We start from the raw sequence: 15,647 nt of genomic DNA, 5'->3' as shown, positions 1-15,647 counted from the left end.
ACGTCTGCGGGGTTCTGGGCGCGTTAATGTGGTTCATAGCCCATCTTCTCCAACATGGATGCAAACTCTCCGCGCACCTGTGCGAGGTCTTCGCGGCTCAGCCGGCTCTTCCAGCGCCCGACGGATTTCGCCGAGATCGGCGAGCGCACATTTTCATGATGCGCATGGGTCTCGACATCGCCCAGCCTTGCGCTTGGCGCCGTCAGCATCGCCGGCTCGAACGGCAGGGCGGCCCAGTCGCAGATGTCCTGAAAGCTGGCTTCGGGGTCTTCCACGAGGGCCTCGTAGGACATGCGGAACACGTCGGCCCCGGTCTGCGCGAGGCTTTCGCAGGCGCTGTTTGCATCGACCCAGCGCGCCGCAGCGGTCTGGAAATCGTCATAAAGCCCCGCCTCGACGTAGGACAACGCCGCATCTCGGCCGTCGCGCACCAACCAGAGGAATTGCGCATCGGGAAAGGCAGCGCGCAGCGCCGGCAGGTGGAAGGTGTTGTAGGGGGTCTTGTCGCCCCAGCGTGTCGCCTCGGAATGGTCCGCCTGCGCAAGATACCGGTAGAAAGCTGCGATCAGTGACGGCAACGAGCGATCGGTCAGGCCAATCGCCTCGGCGGCGAAATCGTTGAGGTTCACCAGCCCGAAATCGGCAAATTGCGGATGCTTTTCGAAATGGGCGCAGAACAGCCAGACCTTTTCGCGCCACATCAGGCCGTGCAGCCGCGACCAGCTTTCGATGATGTCGCCAAGCACGAAGGTCTCGGGAGGAATGTGGATCGCGCCGGTGGCCATCAGAACGCGCCGCACCAGCGTGTTTCCCGACCGACCCGAGCCGATGATGAACAGCGGCGGCGGGCTGCCGTCGCTGCGTTGCCGGTTGCGGCGCAGCATCATGGCCAGCGCAAAGCCGGTTCGGATCCGCTCGCGCCGCCCCTTCTGAATGGTGCCCGTTGACGATTTCACCCACTGTCCCCCTGTGCCCTGCGACGATAGAGCCCCACAGCCTTGCGGGCCGCCCGTATGGCAGGGGTCGAGGCGCCCGCCCTGCCAGCATCACCGCGATCGCGCCGCAGTGCCTCGAGCCGCTGCGCCATCCCGGCGGCGCCATAGCGGCGCAATGCGGTATCACGCGCGGCGGCGGCGCGGGCCAGCGACGCGTCCGGCGCGGCCGCCATGCGGCGCAAGGCGTCTGCCACCTCATGGGGCTGGCAATAGCTTGCCATGTCGCCAAAGGTTGCCTTCAGGCGTGGGTCCAGCAGGCAGGGACGCTCGCAAAGCATCGCCTCGGCCACCGTGCGCCCAAAGGCTTCAAGCCAGTTGGGGTGGTAGTGATAGGTAAAAACGTCGAGCGAATTGAGGAATTGCGCCACCGGCTCTGCGCCAAAGGGCAGCACCTCCCAGCGGTCGGTATGGGCGCCCCGGGCGATCAGCGCCTCGGTCGGGCAGCCAAGGACCCGCACGCGAGTTCCATTCTCTGCCGGCAGAGAGGCGTCGATCTCGGGGCCCGTGGCGGGGAATTTCAGCGGATCGGGGCGGCCATGGCGCCCGATGGTCAAAGGCGGGCCCAGAAGCGCGGGCCGGGTCGGCGCAAGATCGCCCGGATCGAACACGTTCGGCCAATCGTCGCTGCTTTGCCGGATCAGCGGCGCGAAACTGGCCAGCTGCGCGCGCACCACGCCCGAGATCGGCGCAAACCATGCCGACAGGCCGGTTGCCAGCCGGGCCCGGCGCCGCGTCGCCACCGGATCCCATTCCAGCGAGCCGTCCGAGCGAAACGGCGCGTGATGGGTCACGATCACCGAGCGTTCGGCGCTCAGGGTCAGCCGTTCCTCGATGCCGCGAAAGAACACCAGTGGGTGATGCAGAAAGGCCAGCCCCGCGCGCGCCTCGGTGTCCGGAGATATCCGCGTGACGCCGTCCAGATCGGCCAGCGCCAGCGCCTTGGGGTTTTCGGCATCCCGCGCATCGTCCAGATAGCCCGAGCGCACAAACACCAGCCCGACCGAGGCCCCAAGCTCTGCCATGGCCATCACATCCGCCACCAGCGCCGAGGTGCTGCCACCAGAAAATCGCGGATCGGCAACCACCAGAATGTCGAACACGGCGCTCACCGCAAACCCAGCCTGCGCCCAAGGCGCGAGGCGACCTCTTTGCCCAGCTTGCCGAGCAGATCGGCCAGAACCGGCGGCGGCGCCAGAAAACAGCGCAGCGCGGCGGCGGGATCGGCGGCCTTCTTGGCGTCAATCAGCTGCCGCCACGCCCATTTCTTGCGCTGCTCCATCAGGTGGGCAGACAGGGCCTTGCGGGTGGGCGCATCGACGCCCGGAAGCGCCAGAAGCGCCCGATCCGCCGCGATCAGCCGCTCATGCGCCTCGCTCGGATGCCAGCCCGACAGCGAGCCAGAGCGCACCACGGCAGCGTAGCCCATGGGATCGGTCAGCACGAAACGTGCCCCCGCGATCAGCGCCTGTGTGTAGAGAACGTAATCTTCGCCAAGCCGGATATCGGGCGCATAGCTCAGCCCATGCTCGCGCAGGAAACGCCGTTGCATGAGGGGTTTGAGAAAGCCGTATTCGCGCCGCCCACCATGCCAGGACGACAGGTTGCCCGCCACGAAACCTGCCGCATCCAGCGATACGGCGCCCAGCGGCTGGTCAGAGATCATCCTGCAGCGCGGCCCGTCAAGCGCCCCGTCCTGAAGCTTCCACAGATCGTCTGCGACGAATTGCGCGCCCTCGGCCTCGGCCAGCGCCACCAGCCGCGCCAACCGGTCCGGCTCGCAGAAGAAATCATCGGAATCAAGCACCGTCACCCACTCGCCATGGGCGATTTCAAGCCCGCGGTTGCGCGCCGCTGCCGGGCCTTGATTGCGCGTCTGGCGCAGAACCCGCAGGCGCGGATCGGTGGCGGCCCGCGCCTCGGCAAGGGTTGCGGTGCGGTCGGGCGAGGCATCGTCGATCACGATCACCTCGACCGGCAGTGTCTGGGCCAGCGCGCTGTCGATGGCGCGCATCAGCGTCGTTTCGGCGGACCACGCCGCGATCAGCACAGAGACGCGCGGCTCAGTCATGCACCGGCTCCGACTCGTCGGAACACATCGGCGCGTCCGCGCCGACCGGGCGATAGGACAGGCAATGATAGACCGCATGGGCGCGGATCTGATCCGGAGCCTCGCCCGACCAACTCTCCTGAGCGGCGCCCCCGCCCCAGATGTTCAGATAGATGCGCTGCGGGATCTGCGGAATCGCCGTTTCGGCGCTGGTGACCCGCAGCAGTTCGCGCCCGTCGACCGACCAGACCAGCCGGTCGGGCAACCAGTCGAGCGTATAAGTATGTGCACCATCCGCCGCGTCAAAGCCAAGGTCGGTCCACTGGCCCGGCAGCTTCTGACCATCGACAAAGCGGTTCAGCCAGACCTTCGTGGTGTCGCGCCCAAGGAATTCAAAGTCGATTTCCTCATGCGTGTCGCCAAAGAACGGCCCGGTGTAGGTGAAGAAAGACGAGATCACCCCATAGCCGCGCGCGGCGGTCATCACGATCTCATAGCGGCCGAAATGGGTGCGCTGCTTGCGCTGAAGCTCTGCTCCGAAGAAATCCTTGGACGATTCCACCGGGGCGGGCACCAGCGACAGCATGGTTCCGCCAGTTGGTGGCCGTGTCACAGACCCTCGCTTCCACGCCGTGCGAAAACTGTCGCGCTTTATGGCGAAGGTCGATACGTACCACGCCCCGTCGTCATGAAGATCGTCGAGCCGTGTCAGAAAAGCCCCGCTCGGGGCGGCCGGAGTCTCAATGACGGTTGCGCAAAGAACAAACCCCGCCAAGATTGAATAATACGGGAAGACGCGGGTAATCCGCATGCGCGCATTCCTAACCAAGTAACGAACTATGAGCAGATGGTAGATCGCCCAAATGGTTGACGCAACAATCATCATCGCCGCCTGGTGCGCAGAAGCGAGCCTTGCCCATGCCGTGCGCAGCGCCTTGGCGCAGAATGATGTCTCGGTCGAGGTGATCGTGATCGACGATGCTTCGCCTGATGGGACCTTCGCGCTGGCCCAGAATCTGGCGGCGCAGGACGGGCGGGTTCGGGCGCTGCGTCAGCCGCGCAACGGCGGCCCGGCAGCGGCGCGCAACGCCGGGCTCGCGGCGGCGCAGGGGCGCTGGGTTGCGGTGCTCGACGCTGACGATGCGATGGCGCCGGGGCGGCTTGCGTCGATGATCGCGCTTGGCGAGGCGAGGGGCGCCGATGCGATCTATGATGATTTTCAGCCCGTCGATGGCGAAGGCCATGCCGCCGGGCCGACGCATCTTGCATCGCTGGAGCTGACAGAGCCCGTCTGCTGGGATCTTGAGACCTTTCTTGCCGGGTGTCAGGCGGAACAGGGCAAGCCCGGCCTTGGGTATCTCAAGCCATTGATCCGGCTAGAATTTATGAAACGACATGGGGTTCAATACGACGAAACCCTGCGCAACGGCGAAGACTTCCACCTGATTGCCGCTGTGCTTGCGGCGGGGGGTGCGCTGTGGGTCCTGCCAAAGGCGGGCTACCTTTATACACGCGCATCGGGGACGATCTCCTCCCGGCTGAACCCGGATCATGCAACGGCATTGGCACGGGCAGATGCGGCTTTTCTGGACCGGCATGCGCAGCGGCTTTCCCCCGAGGCACGGCGGCTGCTGCGCCGGCACATGCGGCGCTTTCTCGACTTTGGCACCACCGAAGCCGTGCTGCAGGCGCTGCGGGCCGGTCGCCTTGCCGCCGCCGCCGCCGCGCTGCTGCGCCGCCCCCAAGCCGCAGGCCGGCTGCTGAGGCAAGTGGCTGAGGCGATGACACGACGGATCAGGCCGGCCCGATAAAGCTGCGTATCGTCAGGCGGCGGTGGGCATCCCGGCGCGCAAGGCGTTGCTGATCTCGGCCGCGGACTGGCGAAACTCGGATTCAGGTCTCGACAACAGCGCTTGGCGCCGGGCGGCGACCTCGGCGGGCGTCAGCCGATTCAGCAGGGCGCAGAGCGCGTCTGCGCTCGGCTCGGGCACCGTCCAGCCAAGGCCGTTCTCGACCCGATGGCCGGTCTCGGTACCGGCCACGGCAATCGACGGGCAGCCGAAATAGCTTGCCTCGTAGATCCGGTTGGGCAGAAGCCACGTCGAATTCGTGCCCCATTGCCAAAGATCCTGCGACCAGACGAGATTGTTCTGAGCGTAGATCGGCGCAAGATCGTTGGGATAATCATAGGCGCCGTGCCACGTCATGTTCGGGTGCCGGTCAAGGATGGCGTCGAAACCGGGCACGGCGTGGTGGTGCACCGCCCCATGCAGGGCAATCTGTAGCCGCGGCCCCATGCGTTCCGCGGCTTGCGCAAGGATATCAAGGCTTCGCGCACAGCGCAGCGTTCCGACCCAAGCCAGCCGTATCGGTGTTTCCTCGGTCCACTCATCCGGCGTGTCGGCGCTAGGCGGCGCAGGGCGACCGGGCCCGCCATCTTCGATCCACAGCTTGTTCTCGACCAACGCAACGGGGCCGTCCCATTTCTGCACCGGCGCGAAATATTCCCGCAGAAACGCCGGAGACGAGATGATCAGCGCGTCGGTGCGGGCCAGCAAGGCGCGTTCCAGCGCGCGGGTCACGCGGCCCTTGAGCCCCGGATCGGTCATCAAACCGTGGATATCGAGACATTCGTAAATCACCCGCGGCTTCGGGCGCACCATTGCCCGTGCCGCGACAGCGACGGCCAGCAGGTCGAGATTGCGCGCGACGATGACATCAGCGCCCACCAGCTTGCGGCGATGCAGCAGCACCTTCAGCACGGACCCCGCAACCGCCGCGACCCGCCATGGCAGACCGCCGTTGATGGTCTGAAACAGGTGCACATTGTCCCAGAACGGTTTGAAATCAAGGTTCATGTTCGCGCGCCGCATCATGAACCCCATGACATCGAAGCCGCAGTCGAGATAGCTGCGCATCCGTCGGATCTGCGCCGCTTCGGCCGCGTCGAAACCAAAGACGATCAGCCTCGGGCGGGCTTTGCTCATGACGCGGACGCGAGGCGCACGGCATCCCATGGCAGCCGGTCGCGGTTCAGCATCTGCCGCAGCCGGTCCATCTCGGGCGCAAAACGCTCGGTCAGCGCGGCGCGGGTGTCTGCGGTCATCGGAGGAATCTCGCTGCGGATATCAACCTTGTTGGCCTTCAGCAGCGCCGAAACAGGCCCCGTCTGCTTGAGCCGCGCCAGCGCCGGTTCCATGCCCTGACGCCGCAGCCAGTCCCCGCCCGCCCGCAGCCCGGTGCGCAGAACCGGCAGCCGGGCCCGGTCGCTTTCGTTGCGGCGTTCATGCAGGATCGGGCTGTCGAAGGCCGGATCGACACCGCAAAAGGCAAACACGTCGCGCGCGGCCGCGCCGGCGTCGATCGAGATTTCCTCGGCAAACATCACGCGCACCTGATCTGCGGGGAACGCATCGAACCAGCGGCCAAGATGCGTCGCGTAAAGGCCCTGCTCCACATAGGCCGGATTGTTTTCCAGACCGTCCTCGAAGGTGCAGGGCAGGATATGTCCCTTGATGATCTCGTGAAGGTGATTTGAGAAGGCGCGCTTGAGCGGATCACGCAGCAGCGCCAACACCTTGAGATCCGAGCGATAGGCAAAGGCCCGCTCTGGCGCGCGCGGGTCATGGAAGTACGATGGCGAGCTTTCGAAATAGACGCGCGTCGACGGGCCCTCGACGAAATGGCCCTCATACCACGCATAGCCACGGTCGAAGTAATACGAGAAGAAATCGACCTCTTTAGGGTCTGAAATGCCGATTTCAGGGTGTGACCCAGCAATCGCATGCAACCATGACGACGCGCATTTTTGTGCGCCTATTCCAATCAAACCCGGGCGCATACTCCGCCTCCTTAAATCACTACCAAAAAATTATCTGCGATGATCCTCGTTCTGGCAAGGCTGAAGGCCATGCCAGATCCACAGGCCCCCAGGATTTGCCAGGGAACGCCGAGGATCTGATCCACCAACCTCGTTCTGTCATCTTCGAACTGGGTTGCGCAACCGGCTGTGGTGACGCGAAGGGCGACTTTTTGAAATGGCACAATCCATGCCCGCTGGGGCTGGGTTAGACAGTCAGGTCCGTCCTTCATGCGGCTACAAAGCGATCCTTTTGGCATATCGATCCATGAACGTTCCGCGCCCTTCTGCAGATGATCGGAAAGGATAGGGGGCTGCACCTAAATAGCCTGAGATACGCTTTTGCTGACTGCTCCGGATCGCGGCTCCAAGGCATTGTAAGGGGGTAGTGATCGACGTCCGCGTCCGTAAAGAGGATAGAACAATGCCCGAAGAAACCTGCGAAGAGCACGGCCCCTCTCCTCCTGTGTTCGGACTGATGTGCTGAGTGGTGAGCAGCTTCGTCGCATTCCAAATGCTGGCGACGACGGCGGGGGCATTCAGGCCTATCTCTTGGGCTCTCTCATAGGCCGTTCTGGATCGATGTTGCCGCTGGCGGCACCTGATAGATGCGTGACGCCCGATCTCGATCGCGGCGATCGGTCAGCCCGGTTCGTACTGTCCGGCCGCGCCGATTCTGAGCGTGCAAGACGTGTCATGCGACGTATTTCGAGGTGCGCGCCCCCCCCGGATCTTATGCGCATAGCGCATGAAACGTGACAGCAGCGCCTCATTCTGATGCTTGAATCGGCAAAATCTTAGCTGACACAAAATGGGTCATATGTTGTGGGCAGAACTTCGCTCAGGGCCCGCTGACTTTGCGGCAACTTATAGGCAATCGGGACAACCCGTTGCAGTACGCCAAAATTAACCTTTTGCCCGCAGACGCGGTTATGTGTCAGCAGCCCGTGACAGGCTGAATCAGCATACCGGGGTCGGCACGAAACCGCCCAATTCGGCGAATTCGAGGCAAGTTCAAGGTTTTCCGTTAGCCAATTCTTCACCCACAAGGATAACAGTCACCCCCGTCAGACCAGCCAGCCACATGAGGTTCCACCAAGAGACACATTCGATTTTCTTGATCATCACTCCCGACCCAACGTAAGGGCCGGTTTCTTGCGGGCGACAGGCCGCAAAATCAGTTGGACGTAACACGGTAGAACAGTCTGAGGCTCTGAACCATGGGGAAAACTAAACGACGGGACAGGGTCACCGGGCACGAATACCGCAAGATAAAAGACGGCTCTAAAAGTCTGAAATAAGAGGGAAATCATACCGTCAGCTTCGCTTGAAATGCGGGTCCATGGGGATGGGCATCGTATTCGGAAACTTTGTGCGCTCTTCAACCGCGATCGATCGCGGTCCGAGCCATCAATCCAGTTGAGCCAACGGCAACCGAAATCGTCGCGTGCAATCACTCTGAGCACTTCGCGCGACCCACGGAAAAGAATGAAGGGAAATACCTATGATGACAGAGCACGCTGCGCAGCTGGATGCGCTCGCTCCCGTCGACGAAGCGACCCATGTCGCAGTGAAAGACGGCGCCTGGTCCGATCCGTCGACCTGGAAGAACGGGCAGGTTCCGGGCGCCGAGGCGCATGTCTACATCCCGAGCGGAATTACCGTCGATTACGATGTGGATGATACGACTCCGCTGGCGACCGTCCGGGTCGCAGGGATGCTGGACTGGGCCACCGATCAGGACACGACCATGCTGGTCGAGACCATTGTCACCGACATGGGATCGCAGATCGAAATCGGCTCGATGCATGATACGGCGGTCGATGCAGACGTCACCGCGCAGATCATTTTCCGCGACACGCCCATCGACACCGACACCGATCCCGAAATGCTGAGCCATGGGCTTGTTGCCATGGGCCATGTCGACATCAACGGCGCCGCCAAGGAAAGCCATCTCGAGATTTCCGGCAATTCCGTCAGCCGCGGGTCCAGCTCTGTCGATCTGGACGGCGACCTGACCAACTGGAAGGTCGGCGACACGATCCTGATCGTCGGCACCGGCGACGGCAGCGCCGACGAGACACGCACCATCGTTTCGGTCAAAGGCCAGACCGTCACCTTCGACAAGCCGCTGAACTACGATCACGAGCCGCCCGCCGGCTATGATTTCACCACCTATGTGGGCAACCTGTCACGCAATGTGGTCTTCACCTCCGAGAACCCCGATGGGGTGCGCGGTCACGTGATGCTGATGAATGACATGGTCGATCACGGCGAGAACGCAAACTCGGCGATGTTCGCCGAATTCACCGACCTCGGCCGCACCGACGAAAGCATCCCGACCGGCACGTCGACCAACCCGACAGGCCGCTACCCGCTGCACCTGCACGAAATCGGCACCGACCCGGACAGCCCGAGCAACATGATTCAGGGCGTCTCGGTGTCTGGCTCGCCGGGCTGGGGCATCGTCCAGCACTCGTCGGACGCCAACATCATGGACAGCATCATCTATGACACGGTCGGCGCAGGCATGGTGTCCGAAGATGGCGACGAAACCGGGATGTGGACGGGCAACCTGGTAAGCTCGGTCGCCAGCACCTATCTAAGCGGGCACGACGCCGTCGGTGTCGAAGGTTCGGCCTACGAGAACCAGTCGCGCGTCATCATCCAGCAGGACAATATCGCGGCAAACGCGGCCATCGGCTGGAATTACTTTGGAATCGAGGAATTCCCCGAAGACGCGGCGAACCCCTCGGCGCCCAAGGACGGCATCCATCGCCAGATGTTCGAACGCGAACAGCTGCCCTATGATCCCTCGCCCTTCGACGTGGCGCTCGATCACGAAGAACCGCCAATCGTCGATTTCAACAACAACACCTCGATCGCCACCGGCGAAGGCCTGCGGGTGTTCCACCGCCAGTTCTCTGACGATACCGACACGATGAGCGTCTTCCGCGAATTTACCGTCTGGGGCGGCAGCAAGGCGGTATCGCTGGACAACTACGCGTCGAACTACATGTTCATTGACTCGGTCTGGCAGGGATCGGACGTCGGCTTTTCGATCATGCGCAAGACGTCTTCCGTCGTGTTCAACAACGTCGAAGTATCTGATTTCGATACCGGCTACCAAAGCTGGGGCCTGAACCACGAAGTGGTGCTGATCGATACGGACTTCGTGAATGTCGGGCTCGATATCGATCAGGACGACCTGATGCGCAACGTAAGCAGCAGCGCGCTTGAGAGCTATCTGATCGACTATTACAAAACCCTCCACGGAATTGACTACACCAACGCTCTGCCGCAAATCCTCGACAGTTCCAGTCTGACGCCGATCGAGGCCATCACCTTCACACCGGATGCCGGGTCTGACATGACCATCGGCAAGAATGATCTCACGCTGAACTTCACCGGCACGATCACCGACTCCGTCGGGGTGCGCAACTTCAACGAATACGTGGTTGCCAAGACACCGAGTGGACAGGGCACGAGCAAGGACTTCGAAGGTATCGACCTGCTCCTGGGGGCCTCTTCCGGCGGGCTGCTGCGCGAATTCACCCTTGAGATGTTCCTTGATCTGCACGGGGTCATCCAGAAAGACGATGGCACCTGGGTGAGCCCGGTGGTGAACTGGATCACCGACCGTCTGACAGGTGATCAACACCCGGTCATCATCGAGATCGAGGTCGTCAACATGACCGAGGCCGAGCTGTCGCCGTATATGCTCGACTCCTATCCCACGCCGACGATCAACAATCCGGAATGGTACACGACGAACGGCAAGACCACTCCGTCCACAGACGACGACAGCGATACCGACACCGACGACCACGGGACGGGCACGGAGATGCCTGACGCTGAAACGGACAGCGATTCCGGCGAGACCACAACCGACGAGGATACGAAGGGCGACGTCGTCGACAACACTCCCGACGCACCGCAAGCAAGCGTGCCGGACGATACTGCCGAAGACGACGAAGATGAAGACGCCACGGACAGCACCCCCGATGATGACAGCGCCGCCGGTGCGACCGGCGGCGACACCACGGGCAGCAGCGACGACACGGTCATTCTCGGAACCTCTGCCCGAGATACGCTCATCGGAACCGCCGGAAGCGACATTCTGGATGGCGGTTATCTCACCGACACGTTGACCGGCGGCAAAGGTGCGGACAGCTTCCGTTTCACCGCCGACTCGCTCGACGGTTACCGCGACTGGATCACCGATTTCTCATCGGCCGAAGGCGATCTGATCGACATGTCCGGGATTGCCGATGCCATGGGGCTGGACGAGGCCGCCATGCTGGAGGCTGTCTCGGTGAAGAACATCAAGCCCGGCCTGCGCGTCGGCATCGAGCTTGACGGGGAATTCCACGCGCTGGCGGCTCTGGAAGGCGTGAAGGAAGCCGATTTCTCGATCCAGGACTCGATGATCCTAACGAGTGGGGACGCGGCAGAGGCCCAGCCGGACACCAGCGCCGAAGAGACCCAGAGCCAGCCCGACGTGCCGGTGGAAACCGACACTGACGCTGGCACCGAAACCGAGGCCGAGGCCGAGGAAGCCGCGAGCGAGACCAGCGAGACCGTTGAGCAGGACGTCATGCTTGGGACCGAAGGCCGGGATACCCTTGTCGGGACCGATGGTGATGATTTCATCGATGGCTACCTGCATGTCGATACACTGACCGGCGGCATGGGGGCGGACACCTTCATCTTCACCGCCGATACGCTGGACGGATACCGCGACACCGTTACGGATTTCTCGCAGGCTGAGGGAGACCAGATCGACCTTTCCGGCATTGCCGAGGTCTTGGGCTTCAACGAGGCAGAAATGATGGATGCGGTTTCGTTCAAGGACATCAAGCCGGGCCTTCGGGTCGGCATCGACGTGGATGGGACCTTTCACGCGCTCGCAGTTCTGAACGACGTCGAACAATCCGATTTCATGGTGGATCAGTCAGTGATCTTCACGGAATCCGACTCGATGCTTGCTTGAGCCAGCAACAAGCCCCGGCGCCATACCTGCGCCGGGGCAAGACTTTGTGTCGGCGCAGCGCCGGTCATGGCCCGCGCAGCACAGCCTGCGCGGGTTAGACATTTAAGCTCAACGCTTCAGCCAAGAAGCTGCAGTGGCTCGGCCCGCTCCGTTAGCGGCGTCGCAGGCCTGCCAGGCCGCGCCCCACGGCTGCGCAACGTCGGCGACAGGACGAACCGCGCGATCTGCGCCGCCGCCGCAAACTGCCCTGAAGATAGCGCCGCCCGCCCCCGCCATAGCGCTCCGCGTGCAATCGCGCTGGCGATTTGCCCTCCGAGCGGGCTGGAACCGGCCAGCCGACCAAGCCGGGAACGGCTGGCCCCGGTCAGGGCTTCGGCCATGCCATGCTTGCCCGCAACCGAACGTCGGCAGATTGCCACCTCAACAGCGGACAAGGCGATATCGGGCGAAAGCATCGCCGCGGCCTCGAAATCCTCAAGGGCACTCTCCCAATCCGTGCGGCGTGCGAACACGCAGCCCCGCTGCAGGCGACCGGCCCGCTGCGCAAGCGCGCCGTCAAACAGCCCGGCGTAGACAGACAGGGGAATCGACTCGCGAAAGGGCGCGAACAGCGCGCGGTCCGCGTCTTTCCACACCGCGTCCGACTGGGCGGCCGCATGGCGCGCCGCTGCCGGACCGCGCGCGCCATCATGCTTGCGCTGCTTGAAGAGCGGCTCTTCGATCACGGCGAAGGGCGCGTGCAGCGCAAGCCGAACGATCATGTCATAATCGATGGACCGCGCCAGATCCTCGCGGAATGGCCCCACCTTGTCATAGAGGGCACGGCGCACCAGGGTGGCGTTCTGGAACAGGAAGATATCCTCGAGAAGGTGGCGCAGAACCGACCCTTGGGACAGATCCGGCCAATAGCCCGGCCCGCTCTCGATCCGCTCACCGGACAACGGATCGTCGCGGAAGCGACGGTAGCTGCCAGCGGCGACCCCGACATTCGGGTTGCGCGTCAATGCCGCGACCAGCCGTTCCGCAGCGTCCGGAAACAGGATGTCATCGTCGTCACAGATCCAGATCAGATCCCCGCGGGCCTCGCGAATCGCCGCGTTGAGCGCCCGGGCCTTGCCGCCATTGGCGCTGCGGAAATATCGGATCGGACCCGACAGGGATTTGACCACCTCCGGCGTGGAATCGGTAGATCCATCGTCCCACACCAGAATTTCCTCGACCGGCAGTGTTTGCGCGGTCAAACTGTCGATGGCCTCGCGCAGGAAATTCGCGCGGTTAAAGGTCGGCACAATTGCTGTAATTACGGTCATAAAAGCCATAGTCCCGGGTACCCGAATGAACGAGTTATTCCATACAGGTCGCAATCGCACAACAAACCTGCTGCGCCTTGCTGCCACGCTTGGGCTTTTTTCCCTGACGGGCCCCGCCATTGCACAAGACACGTACCGTTTGAATACGGGCGACGAGATCTCTGTGCGGATTGTGCAATGGGACAGCATCGCCCTGCAGTTTTCCGAGTTCAGCGCGCTCAGCGGCACCTACTCCGTTGGCACGGACGGCTTGATCATGATGCCGATCGTGGGCGCGGTGCCCGCCGCAAGCCGCAGCCTGTCCGATATTGCCGAAACCTTTGAAACCGAATTGCAGACACGCCTTGGGCTTGTCGACAAGCCCGGCGTCTCGGTTTCCGTGGTCGAGTACCGGCCTATCTATGTGCTGGGAGCGGTTGCCCGCCCCGGCGCTTACCCGTTTTCGCCCGGTCTGACCGTGCAACAGGCGATGGCGCTGGCGGGGGGCACCATGACCACGCTGATCGACGGGCTCGAGGGCGAAAGCGCCGCGGTTCGCACCGTCGGTAACCTGCGGGAGCTGAGCCTTGATGCCACCCGCGAAGCGGTGCGCGCCGCCCGCCTGCGCGCAGAAATGAGCGGCGCCAGCATGTTCACCGCGCCCGAGGACCTGTCGCATCCCGACGGGCCAGAGGCGCTAGAGAAGATCATCGCGCACGAGCGTGACCTGTTCGTCAGCCGTCGCGAAGGGCAGAATCGCGCGATCGAATCGCTCGAGAACAGCGGCGCCCTGCTTCAGACCGAGATTGCGGCGCTCGAGGAAAAGCTTGTCGGGCTGACCAAGCAGGTCGCGCTGACGCGCGGTTCGGTGGAAAAGGCCGAAACGCTTCAGGAACGCGGGCTGTTGCGATCGGACAATCTCGTGACCCTGCAAGGCCAGCTGATCAACCTCGAGGCGCGCGAACTGGACACGGAAACCGCGATCTATCGGGCGCGGCAGAATCTGTCGGAACTCGACCGCGAACGAATCGCTCTTGAAGCCGACAGGCGGCTGGAGATCCTGCAACAGTTGCAGCAGAGCGAGGCCGAGAGCGAGCGGCTCGCGGCGCGCCGGGACACCAATCTGCGTCTGCTGGTCGGCGCCGAGGCGATGCTGGCGACGACGCAAGGCGCGCCCGATGTCCAAATGCGCTATCGGATCACCCGGCAGGGCAATAGCAGCGAAGAGAGCATGCAGGTCGACGCGACGGCACGGCTGTTTCCGGCCGATGTTCTGGAGGTCGAGGCGCAGCTTGGCGCAAGCGGAAACTGACGCCGAAACAGGCGTTTTGCCGGAGGCCTATTGGCAAATCCGTTTGGCTGCGGAAAAAGGTCGCGATAGAAAGCGACTGTGCTACAGTTGGCGCAATTGGTAAATGTGCGGGTCTGATTATCGGGTCACTGTCCCCCGGTCGGACCCGGTTTTTGATGGACAAAGAGGCTGCGTATCCATGCCACTGGAATACACCGCATCAGTTTCCGGCAGCGCCCCCGAGGTTTCGGTCTGCGTGCCCATTTATAACGAAGAAGACAATGTCGCACTCCTGCACAAGGAGATCGTCTCGGCGCTGGAGCCGATGAAGCGCTCGTTCGAGCTGGTCTTTGTCGACGACGGCTCAAGCGATCGCTCGGTCGCGCGCCTTGCCGAAATCGCTCAGACCGATCCGCGGCTGGTCGTGGTCCGGTTCCAGCGCAACTTCGGCCAGACCGCCGCGATGATGGCCGGGATCGACCATGCGCGCGGACGCTATCTCGTGACCATGGACGGCGATCTTCAGAACGATCCGCTCGACATTCCGATGATGCTCAGCAAGCTGGACGAAGGCTATGATCTGGTGGTCGGCTATCGCATCAACCGGCAGGACAAATTCCTGACGCGCAAGCTGCCCTCGAAGATCGCCAACTGGCTGATTGGCAAGGTCACCGGCATTCCGATCCGCGACAATGGGTGTTCTCTCAAGGTCTACCGGGCCGAGGTGATCAAGCGCGTCCCGCTCTATTCCGACATGCATCGCTTTATTCCCGCGATGACGACGCAGATGGGGGCTCGGGTGGCCGAGGTTGGGGTGCGCCATCACGCACGGCGCTTTGGCGTGTCGAAATACGGCCTGTCGCGCGTGTTCAAGGTGCTGCTGGATCTTATCTCGATCAAGACTTTGCAAATTTTCACCCGCCGCCCGTTGGCGCGCTTTTCCGGGGCCGCAGCCCTGTCGGCGGCCATGGCGCTTTTCGCGGCCCTCACGATGGGCGGACCCGATCTTGTCGTCGAGACGGCGGTGGTCGGACTGCTGGTGACGCTGGCGGTCTTCCTGCTGTTCCTTGGCCTGGTTACCGGGGCCATATTTCAGCAACGCGAGCCATAAGTATGGCGTGCTGGCCATCCGGGCGGGCCTTGTAGTTTTATCATCAGCACTTTGCGTAAGAG

Annotated in this window: 12 protein-coding genes; 5 read left to right on the top strand and 7 right to left on the bottom strand. The window is 62.9% G+C overall.

The annotated features are described in order from the left end of the window. Positions 1 to 23: 23 nt before the first annotated feature. From Q4543_RS16095 to Q4543_RS16080, 4 genes are read right to left on the bottom strand one after another with little or no spacing between them, the layout of a single operon-like run. Positions 24 to 956, bottom strand: coding sequence for a sulfotransferase (locus tag Q4543_RS16095; protein WP_303439809.1), 933 nt, complete (start codon positions 954 to 956; stop codon positions 24 to 26). Further along, positions 953 to 2,095, bottom strand: coding sequence for a glycosyltransferase family 1 protein (locus Q4543_RS16090; RefSeq protein WP_303439807.1), 1,143 nt, complete (start codon positions 2,093 to 2,095; stop codon positions 953 to 955). Before Q4543_RS16090 ends, Q4543_RS16095 begins: the two co-directional genes overlap by 4 nt. Before the next feature lie 5 nt (positions 2,096 to 2,100). Beyond that, positions 2,101 to 3,063 carry a glycosyltransferase family 2 protein gene (locus tag Q4543_RS16085; RefSeq protein ID WP_303439804.1) on the bottom strand — a complete coding sequence of 321 codons (963 nt, stop codon included), beginning with the start codon at positions 3,061 to 3,063 and terminating at the stop codon, positions 2,101 to 2,103. After that, positions 3,056 to 3,655 (bottom strand): family 16 glycosylhydrolase, encoded by a 600-nt coding sequence (locus Q4543_RS16080; protein WP_303439802.1) that lies wholly within the window; start codon positions 3,653 to 3,655, stop codon positions 3,056 to 3,058. The genes Q4543_RS16085 and Q4543_RS16080 overlap by 8 nt, the downstream gene beginning before the upstream one ends. Positions 3,656 to 3,905: 250 nt before the next feature. Here Q4543_RS16080 and Q4543_RS16075 point away from each other — a divergent pair, with 250 nt between their 5' ends. Beyond that, the gene (locus tag Q4543_RS16075; protein ID WP_303439799.1) at positions 3,906 to 4,853 is read left to right on the top strand and encodes a glycosyltransferase family 2 protein; all 948 of its coding nucleotides are present in this window, start codon (positions 3,906 to 3,908) and stop codon (positions 4,851 to 4,853) included. 12 nt (positions 4,854 to 4,865) lie between these two features. Here Q4543_RS16075 and Q4543_RS16070 read toward each other — a convergent pair whose 3' ends face one another. Both Q4543_RS16070 and Q4543_RS16065 read right to left on the bottom strand, forming a co-directional pair. Then, the gene (locus Q4543_RS16070) at positions 4,866 to 6,029 is read right to left on the bottom strand and encodes a glycosyltransferase (RefSeq protein WP_303439797.1); all 1,164 of its coding nucleotides are present in this window, start codon (positions 6,027 to 6,029) and stop codon (positions 4,866 to 4,868) included. Then, complete coding sequence (locus Q4543_RS16065) at positions 6,026 to 6,832, bottom strand: sulfotransferase domain-containing protein (protein ID WP_303439795.1); 807 nt, start codon at positions 6,830 to 6,832, stop codon at positions 6,026 to 6,028. The genes Q4543_RS16070 and Q4543_RS16065 overlap by 4 nt, the downstream gene beginning before the upstream one ends. A gap of 2 nt (positions 6,833 to 6,834) precedes the next feature. On the opposite strand from Q4543_RS16065, the gene Q4543_RS16060 reads away from it, so the two are divergent. Together Q4543_RS16060 and Q4543_RS16055 are read left to right on the top strand one after the other, a co-directional pair. Then, entirely contained in the window at positions 6,835 to 7,113 is a 279-nt protein-coding gene (locus tag Q4543_RS16060; protein ID WP_303439793.1) for a hypothetical protein, read from the top strand. Between the two features lie 1,295 nt (positions 7,114 to 8,408). Continuing rightward, positions 8,409 to 11,894: a G8 domain-containing protein gene (locus Q4543_RS16055; RefSeq protein ID WP_303439791.1), complete on the top strand. Its 3,486-nt coding sequence runs from the start codon at positions 8,409 to 8,411 to the stop codon at positions 11,892 to 11,894. A 116-nt stretch (positions 11,895 to 12,010) separates the two neighbouring features. On the opposite strand, the gene Q4543_RS16050 is transcribed toward Q4543_RS16055, so the two are convergent. Further along, positions 12,011 to 13,324 (bottom strand): glycosyltransferase, encoded by a 1,314-nt coding sequence (locus Q4543_RS16050; RefSeq protein ID WP_303439789.1) that lies wholly within the window; start codon positions 13,322 to 13,324, stop codon positions 12,011 to 12,013. Between Q4543_RS16050 and Q4543_RS16045 the strand changes: the two genes are divergently transcribed. Together Q4543_RS16045 and Q4543_RS16040 are read left to right on the top strand one after the other, a co-directional pair. After that, complete coding sequence (locus Q4543_RS16045; RefSeq protein WP_303439786.1) at positions 13,230 to 14,495, top strand: polysaccharide biosynthesis/export family protein; 1,266 nt, start codon at positions 13,230 to 13,232, stop codon at positions 14,493 to 14,495. The genes Q4543_RS16050 and Q4543_RS16045 overlap by 95 nt on opposite strands. Positions 14,496 to 14,673: 178 nt before the next feature. Beyond that, positions 14,674 to 15,585, top strand: coding sequence for a glycosyltransferase family 2 protein (locus Q4543_RS16040; protein WP_303439783.1), 912 nt, complete (start codon positions 14,674 to 14,676; stop codon positions 15,583 to 15,585). Positions 15,586 to 15,647 lie beyond the last annotated feature (62 nt).

Source organism: Salipiger sp. 1_MG-2023, from assembly GCF_030547555.1.
In the GTDB taxonomy this organism is placed as follows: Bacteria; Pseudomonadota; Alphaproteobacteria; order Rhodobacterales; family Rhodobacteraceae; genus Salipiger.
The sequence above is the reverse complement of the archived record's forward strand: the minus strand, read 5'-3'. Positions and strand labels throughout refer to the sequence as shown.